General features: G+C 46.3%; 20 protein-coding genes. 8 read left to right on the top strand and 12 right to left on the bottom strand.

The window, feature by feature from the left end:
• Positions 1–17 precede the first annotated feature (17 nt).
• Positions 18–833: a GTP cyclohydrolase FolE2 gene (gene folE2 / locus FG11_RS01905; protein WP_020183948.1), complete on the top strand. Its 816-nt coding sequence runs from the start codon at positions 18–20 to the stop codon at positions 831–833.
• A gap of 92 nt (positions 834–925) precedes the next feature.
• On the opposite strand, the gene FG11_RS01900 is transcribed toward folE2, so the two are convergent.
• Genes FG11_RS01900 through FG11_RS01880 form a run of 5 tightly spaced genes read right to left on the bottom strand, consistent with a single transcriptional unit; the run spans position 926 to position 5,176 of the window.
• Positions 926–1,570: a retropepsin-like aspartic protease family protein gene (locus FG11_RS01900; RefSeq protein ID WP_025223855.1), complete on the bottom strand. Its 645-nt coding sequence runs from the start codon at positions 1,568–1,570 to the stop codon at positions 926–928.
• 4 nt (positions 1,571–1,574) lie between these two features.
• A complete protein-coding gene (locus FG11_RS01895; RefSeq protein ID WP_025223854.1) occupies positions 1,575–2,747 on the bottom strand; it encodes an MFS transporter in 1,173 nt (390 codons plus the stop codon).
• Between the two features lie 23 nt (positions 2,748–2,770).
• Complete coding sequence (gene aroC, locus FG11_RS01890) at positions 2,771–3,862, bottom strand: chorismate synthase (protein ID WP_020183945.1); 1,092 nt, start codon at positions 3,860–3,862, stop codon at positions 2,771–2,773.
• 41 nt (positions 3,863–3,903) lie between these two features.
• Complete coding sequence (locus FG11_RS01885; protein WP_025223852.1) at positions 3,904–4,611, bottom strand: type 1 glutamine amidotransferase; 708 nt, start codon at positions 4,609–4,611, stop codon at positions 3,904–3,906.
• 10 nt (positions 4,612–4,621) lie between these two features.
• On the bottom strand, positions 4,622–5,176 hold the full coding sequence (locus tag FG11_RS01880; protein WP_025223851.1) for a pseudouridine synthase: 555 nt from the start codon (positions 5,174–5,176) through the stop codon (positions 4,622–4,624).
• Positions 5,177–5,191: 15 nt separating this feature from the next.
• Between FG11_RS01880 and icd the strand changes: the two genes are divergently transcribed.
• Positions 5,192–6,445: an NADP-dependent isocitrate dehydrogenase gene (gene icd / locus FG11_RS01875; RefSeq protein ID WP_047532786.1), complete on the top strand. Its 1,254-nt coding sequence runs from the start codon at positions 5,192–5,194 to the stop codon at positions 6,443–6,445.
• A 77-nt stretch (positions 6,446–6,522) separates the two neighbouring features.
• On the opposite strand, the gene FG11_RS01870 is transcribed toward icd, so the two are convergent.
• On the bottom strand, positions 6,523–6,726 hold the full coding sequence (locus tag FG11_RS01870; RefSeq protein WP_020183941.1) for a cold-shock protein: 204 nt from the start codon (positions 6,724–6,726) through the stop codon (positions 6,523–6,525).
• Positions 6,727–7,066: 340 nt separating this feature from the next.
• On the opposite strand from FG11_RS01870, the gene pilB reads away from it, so the two are divergent.
• Together pilB and FG11_RS01860 are read left to right on the top strand one after the other, a co-directional pair.
• Positions 7,067–8,785, top strand: a complete 1,719-nt coding sequence (pilB, locus tag FG11_RS01865; protein WP_047532784.1) for a type IV-A pilus assembly ATPase PilB — start codon at positions 7,067–7,069, stop codon at positions 8,783–8,785.
• Positions 8,786–8,821: 36 nt separating this feature from the next.
• Positions 8,822–10,036 (top strand): type II secretion system F family protein, encoded by a 1,215-nt coding sequence (locus FG11_RS01860; protein ID WP_047532780.1) that lies wholly within the window; start codon positions 8,822–8,824, stop codon positions 10,034–10,036.
• Between the two features lie 83 nt (positions 10,037–10,119).
• Here FG11_RS01860 and FG11_RS01855 read toward each other — a convergent pair whose 3' ends face one another.
• Genes FG11_RS01855 through FG11_RS01830 form a run of 6 tightly spaced genes read right to left on the bottom strand, consistent with a single transcriptional unit; the run spans position 10,120 to position 16,252 of the window.
• Positions 10,120–10,848, bottom strand: coding sequence for a DsbC family protein (locus FG11_RS01855; RefSeq protein WP_020183938.1), 729 nt, complete (start codon positions 10,846–10,848; stop codon positions 10,120–10,122).
• A 57-nt stretch (positions 10,849–10,905) separates the two neighbouring features.
• Positions 10,906–12,102: an FAD-dependent monooxygenase gene (locus tag FG11_RS01850; protein WP_047532778.1), complete on the bottom strand. Its 1,197-nt coding sequence runs from the start codon at positions 12,100–12,102 to the stop codon at positions 10,906–10,908.
• A complete protein-coding gene (locus FG11_RS01845) occupies positions 12,102–13,259 on the bottom strand; it encodes an FAD-dependent monooxygenase (RefSeq protein WP_047532769.1) in 1,158 nt (385 codons plus the stop codon). Before FG11_RS01845 ends, FG11_RS01850 begins: the two co-directional genes overlap by 1 nt.
• Entirely contained in the window at positions 13,256–14,566 is a 1,311-nt protein-coding gene (pepP, locus tag FG11_RS01840) for a Xaa-Pro aminopeptidase (protein WP_047535654.1), read from the bottom strand. The genes FG11_RS01845 and pepP overlap by 4 nt, the downstream gene beginning before the upstream one ends.
• A 1-nt stretch (position 14,567) precedes the next feature.
• Positions 14,568–15,260, bottom strand: a complete 693-nt coding sequence (gene murU / locus FG11_RS01835) for an N-acetylmuramate alpha-1-phosphate uridylyltransferase MurU (protein WP_047532766.1) — start codon at positions 15,258–15,260, stop codon at positions 14,568–14,570.
• A complete protein-coding gene (locus tag FG11_RS01830; protein WP_047532764.1) occupies positions 15,260–16,252 on the bottom strand; it encodes an aminoglycoside phosphotransferase family protein in 993 nt (330 codons plus the stop codon). The genes murU and FG11_RS01830 overlap by 1 nt, the downstream gene beginning before the upstream one ends.
• 276 nt (positions 16,253–16,528) lie before the next feature.
• On the opposite strand from FG11_RS01830, the gene FG11_RS01825 reads away from it, so the two are divergent.
• The 4 genes from FG11_RS01825 to rsmA are packed head-to-tail and all read left to right on the top strand — an operon-like array spanning position 16,529 to position 21,916.
• A complete protein-coding gene (locus FG11_RS01825) occupies positions 16,529–18,832 on the top strand; it encodes an LPS-assembly protein LptD (protein ID WP_235276323.1) in 2,304 nt (767 codons plus the stop codon).
• Positions 18,829–20,139 carry a peptidylprolyl isomerase gene (locus FG11_RS01820; protein WP_047532762.1) on the top strand — a complete coding sequence of 437 codons (1,311 nt, stop codon included), beginning with the start codon at positions 18,829–18,831 and terminating at the stop codon, positions 20,137–20,139. Before FG11_RS01825 ends, FG11_RS01820 begins: the two co-directional genes overlap by 4 nt.
• Positions 20,140–20,168: 29 nt before the next feature.
• Positions 20,169–21,155, top strand: coding sequence for a 4-hydroxythreonine-4-phosphate dehydrogenase PdxA (pdxA, locus tag FG11_RS01815; RefSeq protein ID WP_047532761.1), 987 nt, complete (start codon positions 20,169–20,171; stop codon positions 21,153–21,155).
• Positions 21,152–21,916 (top strand): 16S rRNA (adenine(1518)-N(6)/adenine(1519)-N(6))-dimethyltransferase RsmA, encoded by a 765-nt coding sequence (gene rsmA / locus FG11_RS01810; protein ID WP_020183929.1) that lies wholly within the window; start codon positions 21,152–21,154, stop codon positions 21,914–21,916. Before pdxA ends, rsmA begins: the two co-directional genes overlap by 4 nt.
• The last annotated feature ends 10 nt before the right edge of the window (positions 21,917–21,926 follow it).

Genomic DNA, 21,926 nt, shown 5'->3' with positions numbered 1-21,926 from the left:
TGCCGCCGCTTTTGGAGATGACCTACATCATGAATCTACCCACACTACAAGGCATTGAAGACGTTCAGAACACGCCGGATGTACGCCACCTTGATATTAACAAAGTTGGCATCAAGTCTATCCGCCACCCTGTCATTGTCAAAGACAGATCTGGCGGCGAGCAAGCCACTGTGGCCGTATTTGATATGTACGTGCATCTACCGCACAACTTTAAAGGCACCCACATGTCACGTTTTGTTGAGATTCTCAACATGAACGAACATGCCATTTCGATTGAGTCTTTTGAGACCATTTTGCGTGAAATGGTCAAACGCCTAGAGGCAGAGTCAGGCTACGTGGAAATGCATTTCCCATATTTTATTAATAAATCCGCACCGATTTCCGGCGTAAAAAGCTTGCTGGATTACGATGTGACATTCATCGGTGAAATCAAAAATGGCGAATTCAGCATCACGGTAAAAGTATTGGTGCCTGTGACCAGCCTATGCCCATGTAGTAAAAAAATCTCTGATTACGGTGCGCACAACCAACGTTCACACGTTACCGTTACTGCTCTACTCAATGACTTTATGTGGCTGGAAGACATGATTGAGCTTGTAGAAAAACAGGCATCTTGTGAGTTATATGGCTTGCTCAAACGCCCTGACGAAAAATTTGTGACGGAGCGCGCCTATGACAATCCGAAGTTTGTAGAAGATATGGTACGCGATGTCGCAGCACAATTGAATGCTGAGAAGCGCATCGATGCTTATGTGGTGGAGTCTGAGAACTTTGAAAGCATTCACAACCATAGTGCTTACGCTTTAATTGAGAAAGACAAACGCATTAAGTAGGTCGGTCATTGTGACTAATAAAAAAACGGGCGAATGCCCGTTTTTTTGTTTTATTTGTTGTTAGGTAATTGGGTTGCTAGCGAAGAGCACCACTAATATTTTTTTGTAAGCGTCATCGTAGTATTATCGCGCTTCATATCCATACGGTTCAATGCTGACATGCCCAGCAGGACCACTTCCGGATATCCACCCTCATTTACTACTGCCTCCACATTGTTCAACACAATGCTACCAATTTTGAGTGTATTCAATGTCACACGATAGACCACAATTCTACCGCCCGCAGTAGATGCGATGCCTTTCTCGCCATTTAAGTAATTAATATTAGCACGCTTCGCATCCGCACTATTAAGTGCGACTGAAGTTGCACCGGTATCTACCACATAGCGTAAATTAGCACCATTCACCGTCGCATTACCAAAAAAATGGCCCGCAGAATCTGCGTACAAATTAACTGGTTGATTTTGTGTTGACTCTGCCCCGCCGCCAGCCGAAACGCCTTGTCCCATTCCCAGCACTTTAGTCTTACCTTCAATCAACAGTGTGGCTTGCTGACTGTCAGCGGCTACCAACTTCACTCCATTTTTTGTCTGCCCTACAGACAAGGTCTGTGGAGCGCTGCCATTGATGGTGACCAAAGCCTTGCCAGCAAACAGTCCCACTACATTTACTTGTGTATCAGCACTGGCCAATCCTGTCATACCCAACACTAGAACAGCGCTGATGCCGAACTGCATTAATTTACTCACTGAACATTCCCTTCGATGCAAATGGCTGCGCTAATTTCAAGCCCATCATAATGACTACAAACCCTAATAATGGAAACGCGGCAGCAAGCGTAAAGGTATACTGCCCGCCTAAATATTGCAAGGCAAAGCCACCTGCCAATCCACCGACAGCGCCACCTACGCCATAAGCAACACTGTTATAAATGGCCTGCCCTTTCGCCTGATGGCGTCCATTAAAGAACTGGGTGATGACCTCTACCGATGCAGCGTGAAAACTACCGAACGTAAATGCATGTAAACACTGCGCCAATAACAATAGATAGACATGATCCGGTGTTAAGCCAATCATACTAAAGCGGATAACGGCTAACGCTAGGCTAATCAGTAAAATGGTCTTGAGCGTAAAGCGCCCCATGATTTTTGGCATCAGCATAAACACCACAATTTCACAGATGACACCGATGGCCCACAAAAACCCAATCATCGTTTTGCTGTAACCATGCTCGGCCAAGTAAATGGAGTAAAAATTATAGAGCACGCCATGCGCAGTCACCATCAGCGAGCAACCCACCAATAAGGCAATGACAGCAGGCTGTTTGATAATTTGCCACATTGAAAACTGATCATGGCTATGCGGGGCAACAACAGCCTCGGGTAACTTGAAGGTGAGCAGGTACAATACAACCTGCACCGACAATAAAAACCAAAGTAGGCTCTGAATGCCAAAGGCATCGATTAAAAAACCTAAAATAACCGCAGCCACAATAAAGCCTAGCGAGCCCCACATGCGTATGCGACTATAGTGTCCATTGGTGGTGGCCAAATGTGCCAGCACTAATGATTCAGACAAAGGTAAAGTAGAACTGGTAAATAAACTGAGCGCCGCCATCACAAAAAATAACGCCCAAAAACCATGCGCCCAAAATACTGCTATAAAGCCTATCAACCCAAGCGAAGCCGTGAGCTTAATCCAAACGACACGCTGCTTAGTATGATCCGCCAGCCAACCCCAGAAATTGGGCGCAAAAATACGGCTAATTTGAAATAGCGACATCAGGATACCGATATCAGCAGCCGAAAATTGTTCGGACTGTAAATACAAACCCCAGTAAGGTACAAAAGCACCTACGAAGAAATAGTAGATAAAGTAAAAGCGGGAAAGATTCGCGTGGAGAGCGTGACTCACAGCAAGTAAAATCGCTGATTAGCTTAAATCACTGGTGTGGTCGTCACCACATCTGCATTTTGGCCACGATGGCGTAACGCATGATCTATCAGCACTAGGGCAAGCATTGCCTCTACAATCGGTGTCGCACGAATACCCACACAAGGGTCATGTCGGCCTGTGGTTTGCATCAGTATCGGCTCACCGGTTTTATCGATGGAGTTACGTGGCTGCGGGATACTGGAGGTTGGCTTAAACGCAATATTGACGACGATTTCTTGCCCACTGGATATGCCGCCCAATACGCCACCAGCATGATTGGTTGCAAAACCTGTTGGCGTCAATTCATCAGAATGTACACTGCCGCGCTGAGCAACAGAGGCAAATCCTGCGCCGATTTCCACCCCTTTTACCGCATTAATGCCCATCATGGCATAAGCAATTTCAGCATCCAGCCGATCAAATATCGGCTCACCCAAACCGACTGGCACATGTTCAGCCACCAAAGTGATTTTAGCGCCGACAGAATCACGCTCACTGCGTATTGTGTCTAAATACGCTTCTAACTTAGGCATGATATCCATATTCGGCGAAAATAATTTATTTTCCGGATCATTTAAACAATCCCAGCTAACAAACGGAATATCAATTTCACCGAGCTGACTGAGGTATGCGCGAATTTGTATGCCGTACTTTTGCTTGAGCCATTTCTTGGCAATCGCACCTGCAGCAACACGCACTGCTGTTTCTCGTGCACTTGAACGGCCGCCGCCGCGATAGTCGCGAATGCCGTATTTTTGGGTGTAGGTATAGTCGGCATGTCCCGGGCGGAACGTGTCCATGATCTTGCTGTAATCCTGACTGCGTTGATCTGTATTACGAATCAACAAGCCAATAGGCGCACCTGTGGTTTTACCTTCAAACACCCCCGATAGAATCTCCACCGTATCCGCCTCATTACGCTGCGTCACATGACGAGAGGTCCCTGGTTTACGGCGATCCAAATCTATCTGTAAATCCTCTGCAGACAGCGCTAATCCTGGGGGACATCCATCCACTACACCGCCAATTGCGGGTCCATGTGATTCACCAAACGAAGTGAGCGTAAATAAGGTGCCAAAGGTATTGCCAGACATAAATCACTTTCGATAACGTTTATCGATTATTCTAGCATATCTCAGCTTTTCAGCCCTTGTATCCACACTGTATATACAGACTGCGCAACAGCATTCAAAGCCGTGACCCGCTCAGGCAATATGCGCTGAATCTCGTCAAGTGCTTGCACGCCATTGCTCGTAATAGAGGCCTCCACTTCGGCACGGCCAGTTTCGCACCATACTTTGACCATGTCTGAGGTCATTTCAATATGGCATTGAAAGCCCAAATGCTTACCCAAGGCGTATGCTTGGTTAGCGCAATGCTCGCTCGTCAGCAAATGTGTTGCGCCCTCAGGCAGGGTAAAGGTTTCGCCATGCCAGTGAAAACTTAAAAATTGCTTGGTGTCACCAAACCATCTCTTCGCTTCTGGATGATCACCCACCACTACATTGCCCCAGCCAATTTCTTTATAAGGGTTTGCACTCACCACACCACCGAGCGCTTTACTCATCAATTGCCCACCCAAGCAATGCCCAAGCACTGGAATATCCAGCCTCACAGCCTCTTGAATCAACACCTCCGCATGTTTAATCCATGGCAAATCATCATTCACACTCATCGGTCCGCCCATAAAGACCAAACCGCTAAATGCAGTGGCAGAAGGTGGCATCACCTCGCCTAAATCAATGCGCACCTCGCACCAAGGAATCGCATTTTGCTCCAAAAAAGTGCCTAAATAGCCTGCACCTTCCGTTCGGGCATGCCTAAAAATACAAACCGGTTTCATTGTTACCCTTTTAACTTTCAATCACTTTGTAATGACCAAGCAAGATTCCGTCCAAGTTATAACGCCCGATTGCATATCGGATCAAACGCAAGGTTGGAAAGCCTATGTTTGCCGTCATCCGCCTTACTTGGCGGTTTTTACCTTCACTGATTCTGATTTCCAGCCACGTAGTGGGAATTGCCTTGCGTTCTCGAATCGGAGGGGTTCTTGGCCACAACTGATCCGGTGTTTCAATTATCCGCACTTGTGCCGGTTGCGTGACAAAATCGCCTAAATCCACCCCGCTTAAAAGTGGCATCAAATCTGCTTGAGTGGGAACGCCTTCTACTTGCGCCCAGTAGGTCTTGATTTCTTTGTGTTTTGGATGGCTTAAACGGTGTTGTATTGCGCCGTCATCAGTTAAAATAAGCAATCCTTCGGAATCGGTATCAAGCCTACCTGCCGCGTAGACGTTTGGGATAGCAATAAAGTCTTTTAACGTTGGATGCCCGACCGTACCATCTTGCAATCGATGAGTGCTAAACTGACATACAACGTTAAATGGCTTATTAAACAAAATCAACATATTAGGAATTTAGTAATGGCATCAAAAAATCAATCTACAAAGTATCAGGTTCCTGCTATCGGCACTAAAATCACAGTCAACGCCGACAATACGCTTAACGTACCGAATGATCCTATTATCCCATTTATTGAAGGGGATGGCATTGGAATTGATATTACGCCACCCATGATTAAAGTGGTGGATGCAGCGGTCAATAAAGCTTACGGCAACACACGCAAAATCAGCTGGATGGAAGTATTTGCTGGCGAGAAATCCACGACGATTTACGACAAAGACACATGGTTATCTGACGAAACTATGAAAGTGCTGAAAGACTATGTCATTTCTATTAAAGGCCCGTTGACTACACCTGTAGGCGGCGGCATTCGCTCACTCAACGTGACACTGCGTCAAGAGCTTGATTTATATGTTTGCTTACGCCCGATTCAATACTTTACCGGCGTACCTAGCCCGGTAAAACATCCAGAAAAAACCGACATGGTGATTTTCCGCGAGAATACGGAAGACATCTATGCAGGCATTGAATGGGCAGCCGGCAGTGAACAAGTCAAAAAAGTAATCAACTTTTTAAGCGATATGGGCACGCTCAAGAAAATCCGCTTTCCAGAATCTTCCGCCATCGGCATTAAACCGGTGTCTATCGATGGTAGTAAGCGTTTGATTCGCAAGGCGATTCAATACGCCATTGATAACAATCGTAAATCCGTGACCATCACCCACAAAGGTAACATTATGAAATTTACCGAAGGTGGTTTTAGAGACTGGGGCTATGAATTAGCCAAAGAAGAATTTGGTGCGGTGCCGATTGATGGTGGCCCATGGTGTCAACTGCCAAATGGCATTGTAATTAAAGACTGTATTGCCGATGCATTCTTGCAAGAGATTTTGTTACACCCAAGCGATTATGATGTCGTAACCGCACTTAATCTTAATGGCGATTACATGAGCGATGCCTTAGCGGCGCAAGTCGGTGGCATTGGTATTGCACCAGGCGCAAACTTATCAGACACAGTTGCCATGTTTGAAGCCACACATGGTACTGCCCCAAAAATTGCCGGTAAAGATTTGGCCAACCCAAGCTCATTGATTTTATCAGCCGAGATGATGTTGCGTCATATGGGTTGGACTGAAGCAGCCGATTTGATTCTCAATGGTGTAAGCAAAGCCATTGCCAGCAAACATGTCACTATCGATTTTTCATCGCAGATGGAAGGCGCGACACAAGTGGGCACCGCGCAATTTGGCGATGAAATTATTGCCAATATGTAATTGACCACGCAATGTAGCAATGAAAAAAACGGCTCGCATCGCGAGCCGTTTTATTATTTGATATTGCTATAAAAGACTTAAGCCTTTTGAATATTTGATGCTTGTTTGCCCTTAGGACCTTCGGTCACTTCAAAGCTCACGCGCTGGCCTTCTTTTAGGCTCTTGTAGCCAGATTCAACAATTGCTGAAAAGTGTGCGAATAAATCATCGCCGCCATCATCTGGAGTAATAAAACCAAACCCTTTTGAATCATTAAACCATTTTACGGTACCTGTTGCCATTTCTACTTCCTTACATAAAACATAGGGGGGCGCCCCAAAAAGTTTGTCTCAAGAACTCAAGTCGCAATAATGCAAATTCAAAAAACTTAAATTAAAGACGGCTACAAAAAACTCGAACGCAAACACCTGCGAACTTTATATGTTACAAATTGTAAAAAGTCAAGACTTTTTTACAGTGTTGCTAATTTGTCAAGTGAAATCGTAGCTAAAATACAAAAACCTTGTAAAAACAACGGCATTAACTTTACAAAAAAAAAGTTAAAGTGCATTATTGCTCGATAATTAAAATATTCTTTAACAACAAAGAATTAAAATAGAGATTAAAAGCGAATTATTACGAATGGCGACCACATCACCACCCAGTAAATTAAGCGGTATTGCACGCATGCTTGTTCAGGAAAAACTCATTTCCGAAGAAGAAGCAAACACTGTGCAGAGCCAAGCCAACACTCAAAAAACTCCATTTATCTCTCAAATTATTGCCAGTAAAAAAATATCTGCGGAAAAAATCGCAGAAACTTCTGCACGCGCTTTTGGCTTTCCCTATATAAACTTAGATGCCATCAATACCGATTACTTGCCAGCCAAGTCGATAGACCCGAAACTGATGCAAGCCAACCGTGTGTTTGCGCTACAAAACCGCAATAATGTGCTGTATGTAGCCATTTCAGACCCCACCAATCTGCATGCTTTAGATAGTGTGCAATTCCAGATGGGCATGACACTCTCACCCGTGGTGGTGGAAGATGACAAGCTTAGCAAATGGATAGACCGCATCGTTGAATCCAAGGACACTTCTATGTCATCTTTGGATGTGGGGGACGACTTTGATTTGGACATGGGCGGCAACGATCAGGAAGATGAAGTTGAGATCGCCCTTGAAGTGGACGATGCGCCGGTTGTTAAGTTTCTACAAAAAATGTTATTGGATGCCATCAACATGGGCGCCTCCGACTTGCATTTTGAACCTTATGAAAAGTTTTATCGCATTCGTTACCGCGTAGATGGTGAATTAAGAGATATCGCACAGCCGCCATTGGCGATTAAAGATAAACTGGCCTCCCGCATCAAGGTCATTTCAAATCTGGACATCTCTGAGAAACGCATTCCGCAAGATGGGCGGATGAAACTGACGCTATCCAAAACCCGTACTATTGATTTCCGCGTGAGCACATTGCCGCTTATCCATGGAGAAAAGATTGTGATGCGGATTCTGGATCCGACCAGTGCCACGCTTGGGATTGAAGCATTGGGCTATGAGCCAGAACAAAAAGAAGCGCTATTAAAAGCGGTCAGTCGCCCTTATGGTTTAGTACTGGTGACTGGGCCAACCGGATCAGGGAAGACAGTTTCGCTCTATACCTGTTTAAATATTCTTAACAATCCTAGTGTGAATATCTCTACGGCAGAAGACCCGGCCGAGATTCCACTGGCAGGGATTAACCAAGTCAACGTCAATGACAAGCAAGGCTTAACGTTTGCAGCTGCGCTTAAATCATTCCTGCGCCAAGATCCTGACATTATCATGATTGGTGAAATTCGCGACTTGGAAACTGCCGATATGGCCATCAAAGCTGCTTCTACCGGCCATATGGTGTTGTCTACTTTGCATACCAATGATGCGCCATCCACTCTGACCCGCCTAATGAATATGGGCGTTGCGCCGTTTAATATTGCATCAGCGGTTTCACTGATTACTGCGCAACGTTTAGCCAGAAGGCTATGTAAAAACTGCAAGGTCCCGGTGACGCTGCCTAAAGAAGCTTTATTGAGCGTGGGTTATAAAGAAGCAGATTTAGATGGTAGCTGGCAACTCTATGGCCCCAAAGAAGGCGGCTGCGAAATGTGTAATGGTGGTTATAAAGGCCGCGTGGGGATTTACCAAGTGATGCCCATTACTGACGCCATTAGCCGCATCATTATGACCAATGGTAACGCGCATGACATTGCGGATCAGGCGAAGCGCGAAGGTGTTAAAGACTTACGTGAATCTGGCTTACTTAAAGCCAAGCAAGGGCTCACTTCCATTGAAGAAGTGGAAGCTGTGACCAATGAATAACACTAGCACACCTCAAAGATGAGAAGGATAGAATAGATGGCGGCTAAGACAGTAAAACAGATTACCTTTTTGTGGGAAGGCAAAGACAAAAGAGGCAAAATTATCAAAGGCGAGATACGCGCTTCTGGAGAGGCTGTCGTTAATGCAACCTTGAGACGTCAAGGCATTACGGTCACCAAAGTCAAAAAACAAAGTAGCTTTACCTCTAAGGGGAAAATTACAGATAAAGACATTACCCTGTTTACACGCCAGCTTGCTACGATGATGAAGGCAGGCGTGCCATTACTACAAGCATTTGATATTGTGGGCAAAGGTCATAGCAACCCCCAAGTCTCTAAATTATTGGCTGACATTAAAGCTGATGTTGAGACCGGCAGTAGCCTGAGTGCTTCTTTTAGAAAGTATCCGCTTTATTTTGATAACTTGTTTTGTAATTTAGTGGGTGCTGGTGAACAAGCCGGTATTTTGGATACTTTACTGGACCGGCTAGCCACTTATAAAGAAAAAATTCTCGCCATCAAAGGCAAAATCAAGTCAGCACTGGTTTACCCTATCTCCATTATTGTAGTGGCGTTTATCATTACTGCAGTCATTATGATTTTTGTGATTCCGGCTTTTAAAGAACTCTTTAGTAGTTTTGGTTCCGAGCTCCCAGCGCCCACGCTAATTGTCATGAACATTTCCGATATCTTTGTAGAATGGTGGTGGGCCATTTTCGGCTCCATTGGATTTGGCTTATGGTTCTTTTTCTACACGTGGAAACGGTCAGAAAAAATGCAACACACCATGGATAGATTAATTCTCAAAGCACCTATTTTTGGAGAACTCATTAGAAAGGCTACCATTGCACGTTTTGCTAGAACGCTTTCCACCATGTTTGCGGCTGGCGTACCTTTGGTCGAAGCGTTGGACTCTGTAGCTGGCGCATCAGGAAATCGTGTCTATTACGATGCGACTAAGCGTATCCAAAGTGAGATCAGTACCGGAACAAGCTTAACCGTAGCCATGCAAAATGCTGATGTCTTCCCCAACATGGTGCTGCAAATGACAGCCATTGGCGAAGAGTCAGGGGCATTAGACTCTATGTTATCCAAAGTGGCTGACTTTTATGAAGCTGAGGTAGACGATGCGGTAGCGGCCATTTCCAGCCTAATGGAGCCTGTCATCATGGTGGTACTTGGTGGCCTCATTGGTGGCTTGGTGATTGCCATGTACATGCCGATCTTCAAACTGGGTCAAGTAGTCGGCTAATCCGAATAGGACATACCATCAAAAAAGACAAAGGCCAACTGTTCTCAGTTGGCCTTTTTTATATCTACCGACGACAATACCAATTACTTTGCTTTAGTTGCTGCTTGTAAATAACGTTCAATTTCTTTATGCGGCTGCGCGCCCAGCATGCGTTTGCCGTCTGCAAAGAATAACGTAGGTGTGCTAGTCACCCCTACTTTTCTCGCCAATTCACCTACACGCTCCAGTGGCACCTCACACTTGGCAGCAGAGGCAGGCAATTGATTATTAAAAATCCAGTCGTTCCAAGCTTTGACACGGTTCGGCGCACACCAAATAGTTTTCGATTTATTGGCCGCATCTGGATGCAAGCTTTCGATTGGGTACAAGAATGTGTAAATGGTCACGTCGTCAATATTAGTCAGCTCATTCTGCTCTAAACGTTTACAAAATGGGCAGTCCACATCAGAAAACACGACCAATTTGCGGCTACCATTTCCCTTGACTACTTTAATTGCCTGATTCAACGGCAGTGTATTAAAATCAATCTTAGTCAACTCTTCCAATCGCTCACCAGTGATGTCTTTCTTTGTTTTCGGGTCCACCAAGCGGCCTTCGGCAATTAAAAAACTCAACCGTTCATCGGTGTAAACAATTTGGCCGCCCATGAAGACTTCGTACAAACCAGGATAAGGCGTTTTGGTGACGCTATCTATTTTAAATTTAGGGTAAGCCGCTTCAATCGCTTTTTTAAGCGAAGCTTCATCCGCCACACTGATTCCGGAAACGCTCATAGCCATTAACGCGGCTAGTACATATTGTTTAAATTTCATACTTCACTTTCTTAAAAAATTCGCCATCTACCAATCTTGTAATTAGCCAGTATAGCGTTATAAAGTGGCCGCCTGCACCAAATATTTTTTCAACCATGCTTGGCGATTAATCGCCTGCATGCCATGTCCTGTCAGTGCTTGCAGCCAGCCAGCAGAGGTTGCGAACAAGGCATCCAAACCTGACGTTAGTGTATTCATGCGAGTAATATCTAACTGACGCGCACGCGCGTAGCTACGCAGAAAGCCACTATCGCCCATATCATGCATGACACTTAGCTTAGTCGTCATTTCAGTCAATTGCATTACATCACGAAACCCTAAATTAACGCCCTGCCCGGCCATAGGATGCACCTGATGCGCAGCATCGCCTACCAACACTACACGATCGCCGATAAAAGTCTGCGCAGTTTGCTGATTTAAATCAAACGATAATACCTCACCACTCAGTGTAAGCGCCCCGGTTACATCATGGCTACTACCTCTCACTGCCTGCGCTAAAGCCTCTTCTGATAATACCAATAAGGCTTGCGCGCGCGCATGTGTCACAGACCACACCATAGATACCACTTGATTAGGCAGCGGCAATAAGGCTAATGTTTCATGTGACTGGAACCACTGTTTGGCAACATCGCGATGCGGGAGTTCCGCATGAAAATTGGCCACAATCGCTGTTTGTTGAAATGATTTCAAAGACACGCCGATCTGCATCTGCTGGCGCACCCAGGAATGCACACCATCCGCAGCAATCATCAGTTTGGCGCGCACAGTTTGCTTGTTATCTAGCAGCAAATCTACGCACTGCGCTTGATGTTGAATGCTGATAGGGTTGGCGATTGTGACATCCAAATGCAAATCGGCCAGCGCTTGTATACACGCACGCATCAAATTGCTATTTTCTAAAATACAGCCCATATGCAATAGGTTGGCATCTTCAGCGCGTAACATCAGTTGAGCACCGTGCTGCGGATCCCATAGCTCCATGGCGTCAATAGAATTAACACGTGCGGTATCTAGCTTGGCCCAAATATCCAATGTTTTCAGCCATGCTATCGTGTTTTCGGTGAGGGCATAGATTCTAGCGTCCCATGAATGAGAAGATGGCACATCATTTTTTGGCGGACGACTATCCACCAACACCACACGCTTGTGCTGCTTTGCCATGGCAATCGCAGCAGTCAAGCCAACAAGACCGGCACCAACAATCACGATATCGGCTTCAATGATTTGCGCTGTTTTTTTTGCTGTGCTGGTCATTATTTACCAAAACTCATTTTATTGACCAATACACGTTTAATAGGCGGGAAATGCTGCAACATTGCCAACCCCAAGCCACGCAAGCTTGCAACGCCTAGTGTTTGATTGGTGAATACATTGACCAAAAAGTCTGTGAATAACAATCCGCCACGGGTATCGGCTTGTCTACGTTGACGATACTCTGCCAGCATGGGTGCACCGCCCAATTGCGCTGCACTTGTATTTGCAATCAAATCCACAAGTGTCCAAGCATCACGCATGCCCACATTAAACCCTTGCCCCGCAACCGGGTGCATGGTCTGTGCGGCATTACCAATCACCACCACATGCGCGGCATCCGTCATGCTTAAGCTACTAAGCTTTAGCGGAAAACTCATGCGCTTTTCAATACTCAAAAACTGGCCAACACGATCGCCAAATGCTGCATGCAGTTCAGATAAAAATGTTGCATCATCCAATGTCAACAAACGATCAACCATGTCTTTCTCACCAGTCCAGACCAGTGAGAAATCACTTGCACCGTTTGGTAGCAACGCCATTGGTCCGGTAGCGGTAAACCGCTCATAGGCAACATTGTTGTGAGGCATCTCAGCTTTGACTTTACTTACCAATGCATCGTGACCATACGCTTTGGTTTCGCGCATCAATCCCGGAACCTCTTCTAGGCTGCGCCCGCCATCGGCAATCACTAGCAAGGCGCTACGCAATTGCTCTGTCTTACCTGCCACTTCAAAACTTACTTCGGCGTGATGATCTCTCGGCAAAATTGCGCGCGCTGCTGCTTGATACAACACATGCTGATGATCAATCGCACTATCTAATGCTTGCATTAATGCACCGTAGGAAACCACATAACCCAACGCCGGCAATTGATGTTCTTGCGCTTGCAGCTTGGTGCGCCCCAAACCGCCACGCTGCGAAATATGAATGGTTTGAATTGCCGTCGCATGTGGTTCGACCTGCGCCCACACGCCCAACCGCTCTAAAACCAACTTAGTACCATAAGAGAGAGCAAGGGCGCGCGTATCTTGATGTGCAGCACCTTGCGGGCGCGCCTCCAATACTTTGAACGGTATCGCTTTTTGTTGCAGTGCCAGCGCTAACGCCAACCCTACTGGCCCTCCGCCTACAATCACAATGGTATCGGTCGTGTTCATGTACCCTGCATGTAGGTTTCAATATCGGCGACAGATTTAATCGCAGCTTGCGTCAGCACTTCGTTGCCCTGCGATGTAATCAACACATCATCCTCGATTCGAATCCCAATATTCCAAAAGTGTTCAGGCACATTCTCAGCTGGCCGCACATAGCAGCCCGGCTCAACGGTCAGCGCATTACCCGCTTCCAATATCGCCCAGTCACCTGCCTTGGATTTGTACTCACCCGCGTCATGTACATCTAATCCTAGCCAATGTCCGGTGCGATGCATATAAAACTGACGATAGCTCGCAGTTTCAATCACAGCCTCTTTGCTACCATGGCATAGTTTTTCATCAATAAAGCCTTGCGCCAATACGTCCAATGCAGCTTCGTGTGGGGCGTTCCAGTGATTGCCCGGTTTGGCCGCTTCAATCGCTGCCAATTGTGCTGCCAACACAATCTCATATAAGGTTTTTTGTGGTCCGGAGAATTTACCATTCACTGGAAATGCGCGTGTGATATCACTGGCATAGCCATGTAGTTCACAGCCCGCATCAATCAACAACAAATCTCCATCATTGAGTACACAATTGTTGGCGTTGTAATGCAACGTGCAGGCATTGGCGCCACCTGCAACAATACTGGTATAAGCAGGTGCTTGTGCACCGTGGCGGTAAAACTCATGTAAAAATTCTGCTTCAATTTCATATTCCATTTTGCCTGGCGCGGCTTTTTGCATGGCACGGTTATGTGCTTGTGCTGCAATATTGGCACTACGCCGCATTAAGTCAATTTCAAAGGGCGATTTTATCAAGCGCATCGCATCAACATACTGACGTATATCAATCATTGTATCCGGCGCACTCACACCAGTACGCGCCTGCATTTTGACGGTATTGAGCCACTGTGTGACCTTTGCATCCCAAATAGCATCTGCCCCCAAGCTGTAAAATAGTGTGGGTTGATTGGCCAATAATTGTGGCAGCAGCGTGTCAATTTGTGATATCGAATAGGCCTCATCAAGCGCAAACTCTGTTTTAGCGGCATCGGGACCAAAGCGAAAACCATCCCAAATCTCACGCTCAATGTCTTTATCGCGGCAAAACAAGATGGTCTTGGGCTGCTGACCAGCAATTACAACTAGCAATGCCTCTGGTTCAGTAAACCCAGTTAAATAATAAAAATAACTATCAAACCGGTATGGATAATGACTATCACGATTACGTATCGCTTCCGGCGAAGTCGGAATCACAGCAATCCCATCGCCCATGCGCGCCATCAGTGCTTGCCGACGCCGCTTAAATTCTTCGCTATTGATTGCCATGCTATTGATTGTCATCTTTAGTTAACCAAATATCTAATTCTGTTAATCTTTGCTGGGTGCCAATATCATGCCAAATACCCGTATAGTGTTCAGCGGTCGCCTTACCTTGTGTGATGGCTTGCCTAATTAAAGGTGCCAGCTTGGCGGCATGCCCCCTCACAATCTCTGCAAATAACGTCGGCTGATACACGCCAATACCAGAAAACGTCAGCATTGCCTCCCCTGCATTTTGCAACATCCCATCCGTAATCGCAAAATCACCGTTTGGATGCTGCGATGGATTATCGACCAGCACCAAATGCGCCAGTGCATCGCCACGCAACACGGCGTGCGCCTTAACGCTTAGTTGCGTGAAATCATAAGTGCTAAATACATCCCCGTTCACCACACAAAACGGCGCATCTCCTAGCAAAGGCAACGCATTAGCAATACCACCCGCTGTTTCTAGCGCTACTGCCTCTGGGCTGTATTGAATGGACACGTTCCATTGTGCGCCGTTCCCCAACGCCTGTTCAATTTGCGCACCTAGATGGGCATGATTGATCACGATCTCACGAAATCCTGCATGCGCCAAACGCTCTATATGCCAAACAATGAGCGGCTTGCCACCTACGTTGAGCAAGGGCTTAGGTGTGTGATCTGTTAACGGACGCATACGCTCGCCACGACCAGCCGCTAAGATCATAGCTTTCATCAGAACGTAAACCCTGCTTTGTCTTCCAAGCCTTCCAATGCATTCAATAACTTCAGCATTGGCTTCAGCTCCACATAACGCCCACACACTTTTCGCAAATACGCCATCACTAATGGCATGTCTTTTAGGTACCCATCTTTGCCATCGCGATGATACAAGCGCGCAAAAATACCAAGCACTTTAATATGACGCTGTGCCCCCATCCATTCAAAATCGCGATAGAACTCACCAAAGTCTGCCGACACTGGCAGGCCCGCTTTTTTGGCGGATTGCCAATACCGTGCAACCCAATCAATCACTTGTTCTTCATCCCAAACGATATAGGCATCTTTCAACAAAGACACCAAATCGTAGGTAATTGGGCCGTAGACTGCATCCTGAAAATCGAGAATGCCAGGATTGTGATCACATACCATCAAATTGCGCGAATGGTAGTCACGGTGCACCGTGACCTTAGCCTGTGCCAAAATATTTTGATTGAGTAAAGCAAACGTCTGTTGCAATACTTTTGTCTGCGCTTCATCGAGCACTACATTTAAATGCTTCACCAAATACCAGTCTGGAAACAGCTGCATCTCTCTGGTTAATAACGCCTCATCATAGAGTGGTAATGCGTCTGGCTGACTCGCCAACTGCATTTTAATCAATGCTTGCGTTGCATCGCCATACAAGCGCGGTGCATTCTCTACATTTAATACTGAAAGATATGTCGTATCACCCAGATCACTTAACAACAAAAAGCCCAATTGGATTTCTTCTGCCAAAATTTCCGGTACATTAAGCTCCGCGGCCAGCAGCAATTTAGCGATACGTACAAAAGGCCGACAATCCTCCTGTGGTGGTGGTGCATCCATGGCAATCATGGTGCGACTGGCAGTATGTACTCTGAAATAACGTCTAAAACTGGCATCCGCCGATGCTGTCGTCAAAGTAAAATCATCATTACCCAATACTTGTTGAAGCCAGGCTTCTAATTGCTGTTTTCTATCCACACTTTGCCCTATTTAAGTAAGCCACATCAGCATTGCCGACTAGTATTTGAGTAGCCTGACTTATGCTGAAACACGAATTTTTTATTGATTAAAACGAGGTTTTATGCGATTTTATCACTCATGCGAAATACACTGTATTATTCTTAAAAATTAACGCGACTATTTATTACCAGTCATTTAAAAAATCCTGCTTTGTTAACACACCAATCTCAATTTCACAATCAAGGAATGCTATTCATTCTTGCTATGCTGACGCTGGCAATGAGCAGTGTCTCTATGGCAGAAACGAGCACAGACACGCCTGCCACTTCTGAAGATTCACAAGAATCCGTTGCGTTACCCGGCGCCATTGAAATTGAAGGCGATAAGCTGGATTTATACTTAGACCGAAAAATGCGTGCCAGTGGCAATGCAGTCATCACCAGAGGCGATCAAAAAGTCTATGGCGATCAAATTGAATACGATGTACAAAACGATGAGTTGCAAGTCAATGGCAATGTAAAAATTGAGATCGACAATGGCAACATCACAGGGCCTGCACTTAAGATGCGCTTGAGTGAAAGTATCGGCGAAATGCGCGATGCCTCCATTACCTTTAACAAAAGCCCGCAACCAGACAACACTAGCAACTCCTCCACACTGCTGAATGATCAATCGGTTATTTTTAGCGATCCAAAACGTTATCTAGATAACAACAACGCTTTAAGCAACACGCCAACGCTGACCCGCAATTTGGAAGGCTCTCGTGGCGATGCAAAGCTGGTGCTGTTTGAAGGGCAAGACAAAAAACGCTTAAAAGGTGCGCGTTATACCACCTGTGAAGCAGGGGTGGATGATTGGTATATTAAAGCCAACGATTTAGAATTAGACGATTACACGCAATCCGGTGTGGCCAAAAATGCATATGTGGAATTTAAAGGTGTACCGCTGTTATACACGCCTTGGCTGAGCTTCTCATTTAACAATCAGCGTAAATCGGGCTTATTGGCACCCACGATTGGTACCACGTCCCGCAGCGGTTTTGAGGTATTAACGCCCTACTACTGGAATATCCGTCCAGACATGGACGCCACACTTGCTACGCGCTATTTAAGTAAGCGCGGCCTACAACTGCAAGGCGAGTTCCGCTATTTGGATGAGTCCTACTCCGGTATTAATAGCTTGGAATATCTGAATAAAGATAGCCTGAGCAACGAAAACCGTTACTACGCCAACTTCATGCATCGCCATCTTTTTGGCGGAGGGTGGTCAGCGGGTTATAACATTGAAAAAGTATCAGACGATCAATACTTCTCTGAAATGTCGACGCGCATCGTCAGCACCAGCCGGGTGAACTTACCACAAGAAGGCTTTGTGGATTATCAGGATGACGTCTGGAGCTTCAACGCCTTGGCGCAAAAATACCAAACCTTGGATGATTTATCGTTTCCGTACGAGCGTCTGCCACAGCTGACACTGTCTGGCAATAAAGAATGGCAATACGCCAATGGCGAGTTGTTTAGCCAATGGACTTATTTTGACCGCAACAATAACGCGCCTAAAGCCGCCACCGGCAATCGGATTGTCGCTTACCCGTCTATCAACGTACCGTTCACCAGTAGCTACGGTTTTATCACACCTAAACTTGGGTTACATGCATCCAGCTATCATTTAAAGGACAACGACTTTACGGTGAATGGGCAAACCGTGAGTGAAAACACGCTCACGCGTACTTTGCCGATTTTTAGCTTGGATAGTGGCTTATACATTGATAAAGAGTCTACTTTTTTGGGTAAAGAATATACGCAGACCATAGAGCCAAGACTGTACTATGTGTATATCCCCTATGATGACCAAAGCCGCATTCCCGTTTTTGACTCATCGCTGGCCGACCTTAACCTGACGACAATGTTTACTGAGAACCAGTTCACGGGGAGCGATCGCGTTAACAATGCCAATCAAGTGAGTCTTGCAATGACCACGCGCTTTATTGATAGCGATACTGGCATTGAACGTATTTCTGCGACGGTTGGTCAACGTTATTATTTCCAAGATCAAAAGGTATATTTACCGGGCGTTACCGCAACAAACCGCAAAACATCGGACATCATTGCTGGGTTTACGGCAAGGCTTTCCAGCAAGTGGAATCTAGATGCATTCTGGCAATATGATCCGGATGCCTCAAGTATGACGCGGTCTAACTTACTCGCCCGCTACAATCCGGAGCCAGGCAAACTATTGAACATGGGTTACCGCTACACACAAAACTTTCTGGAACAAATTAACGTCTCTGGTCAATGGCCCTTGGGCAAGGGCTGGTATGGCGTTGGACGTTACAACTACTCCATACGTGATAAAAATGCCATTGAGAGCTTGGCTGGGGTAGAATATGACGCTGGCTGTTGGCAAGCGCGTGCTGTAGTGCAACGTGTAGAAACCGCCACAGCGGACGCCAACTATGGGTTTTTCTTTCAACTTGAGTTAGGTGGGCTAGCGTCCATCGGCTCCAATCCACTCAATTTATTACGTCGGGATATTCCGGGCTATCTATCTAGCGGCGAGATTCCGAGTAATTACAGACAGCAAAATTACAACCAATGAAATTAACACATTCTATTGCCGCTATTGGCTTACTTTTTGGCTTGATTGCAAATAACCAGTTGTTTGCAAAGCCTGCTGACATTGAAAAAATGGATCGCATCATCGCAGTGGTTGACCAGTCGGTCGTCACTGAGCAAGAGTTGATTGATCGAATGAAAAGCATCACCTCTCAAATCGAAAAGCGTGGCGGCGAGCTTCCGGCAAAAGACGTATTGCAAAAACAAGTGTTGGAACGTTTGATTGTAGATAGCCTGCAATTACAACTGGCAGCGCAAACCGGTATCAAGGTCGACGATGGGCAGCTTGATAAAACATTGGAGCGCATTGCCGAACAAAATAAATTAAGCTTGGCCGAGTTCAAAAAAGTATTACAGGCTGACGGCGTCAGCTTCATTAAATTCCGTGAAGACATTCGTAGTGAAATCACCCTTTCTCGACTTAGAGAACGTGAAGTGGATAATCGCGTAACGATTTCCGAAGGCGAAGTGGATAACTACTTAACCACGCAAGCCAGCCGCACGGGCGAGCAAGACGATTTTGATATCTCTCATATTCTAATCCGCTTGCCAGAAGACGCCACACCCGAAGATATTCAAAAAGCGCGTACAAAAACAGAAGAAATGCTGAAAGCACTTGACGGCGGCATGAGCTTTTCCGAAGCTTCAGCCACCTACTCAGATGCACCCAATGCATTGGATGGCGGCGGCCTTGGTTGGCGTAATGCAAGTCAGGTACCCCCCGCTTTTTTTGAGGCGGTAAAGACATTAGCCGTTGGCGCCGTCTCACCACCTTTCCGTAGCCAAAGCGGCATTCACATTCTCAAACTAAATGATAGACGTACCGGTGCCTCAAGTTTAGTGGTCAACCAAACCCATGTACGCCATATTTTACTCAAACAAAGTGAAGTGGTTTCCGAGAGCGAAGCCAAGCGCAAGATCGAAGGCATTAAAGAACGTATTGAAAACGGCACAAAGTTTGAAGAAATGGCCAGACAGTATTCAGAAGACGGCAGCGCCAGTAATGGCGGCGATCTAGGCTGGGTTAACCCAGGCGACACCGTACCTGCCTTTGAAAAAGAAATGAACAGCTTAGGTTTAGGCGAAATTAGCCCGCCAGTGTTAACGCCATTTGGCTGGCACATTATCCAGGTGTTAGAGCGCCGCGAACAAGACATGTCCAAAGAAGCGGCGCGTTTAAAAGCACGCCAAGAGATTCGCGCACGCAAGGCAGAAGAAGCTTACAACGATTGGATTCGCGAACTGCGTGATAAAGCCTACGTTGAGATGCGTCTTGAAGATAAATTTTAACGCATTCATCACCACGACTTAGGCGCCCTGTGAACGCACTACCACGTATCGCCGTTACCGCTGGGGAGCCTGCAGGTATTGGGTTAGACTTATGTGTCATGCTGGCACAAACCCCGCTAAGTGCGCAGGTTACCGTCATTGCAGATGCAGATGCGCTATTAGCGCGTGCAGCGCAACTCCACTTACCTTTGACGATTCATCCCTACTCTGCATCACAGCCTGAGCATTCCGGAAACAGCACATTGCGTGTATCGCATGTACCCAGTGCAGCCCCGATTGTGACTGGCAAGCTCGACGCAAACAATAGTCCTTATGTATTGCATACGCTCAAAGTGGCGATGGATGGTTGTTTAGAAAATAGCTTCGATGCAATGGTGACTGCCCCCGTACAAAAAAGTATTATCAACGATGCAGGCATTGCGTTTACTGGGCATACTGAATTTTTGGCAGAGTATACGCATACGGAACGTGTGGTGATGATGCTGGTAGGTGGCGGCATGCGCGTTGCGCTGGCTACAATTCACTTACCCCTGACACAAGTTAGCGCTGCTGTTACGACTGAGTCATTAACGCAGACGATTCAAATTCTGCATCACGATTTACAGCAACGATTTGGCATTGCATCCCCCAAAATTTTTGTGGCCGGATTAAATCCACATGCCGGCGAAGGCGGCTATTTGGGCAACGAGGAAATTACTACGATTACTCCCGTGCTTAACAGCTTGCGCGCACAAGGCATGCAACTGATTGGCCCGTTACCTGCAGACACGATGTATTCCCCAAAAAATATTGAAGAAGCTGACGCATTCTTGGCCATGTACCACGACCAAGGACTAGCAGTATTGAAGTATGCCAGTTTCGGCGCGGGCGTTAACGTGACCTTGGGCTTACCGATTATCCGCACCTCGGTCGATCACGGCACGGCGCTCGATATTGCCGGCACAGGCAAAGCAGAAGTGGGTAGCTTACTCGCAGCCATTCAACTCGCCATCGACATCGCACAACACACACAATGAAACATCTCGCTAAAAAAAGATTCGGCCAAAACTTCCTGACCGACCAAGCCATTATCAATAGCCTAGTAGAGGCAATTCACCCTGAAGTGAATGATTTGATGGTGGAAATTGGGCCTGGACTCGGCGCATTGACGCAGCCCTTGCTGAAACAACTGCAGCAACTGCATGTGGTGGAGATTGATCGCGACATTATTCAATGGATGCAGAAGACCTATCCAGCCGACAAAGTGAACATCCATCATGCCGATGTACTGAAATTCGACTTCCGCAGCATTGGCGAACGTATTCGGGTAGTAGGTAATTTACCGTATAACATTTCCAGCCCAATTCTGTTTCACTTACTGGATAACGTAACGGGTATTATTGATATGCACTTTATGCTGCAAAAAGAAGTGGTTGAGCGCATGGTCGCCGCCCCCTCTACTGCGGCGTATGGCCGACTTTCGGTCATGCTGCAATACCATTTGCAAATGGAATATTTAATCACGGTGCCTCCGGAAGCATTTGACCCCGCGCCGAAAGTAGAGTCTGCGTTTGTGCGTTGCGTGCCTTATCAAACCGTACCTTTTGTGGCAAAAGATCCGCAATTATTTGCCAAAGTGGTATTGGCGGCCTTTGGTCAGCGCAGAAAAACCTTACGCAATACACTGAAAGGATTGCTGGACGATGCCGGCTTTGCACAACTGGACATTGACTCACAGTTACGCGCTGAAAATTTAAGCGTAGCCCAATTTGTGGCTATTGCAAATTTCCTCGCCTGATATAATGGTA

This window comes from Methylotenera sp. N17 (assembly GCF_000799155.1).
In the GTDB taxonomy this organism is placed as follows: domain Bacteria; phylum Pseudomonadota; class Gammaproteobacteria; order Burkholderiales; family Methylophilaceae; genus Methylophilus.
Note: the sequence above shows the minus strand (reverse complement) of the source record. Positions and strands in the feature narration are given on the sequence as shown.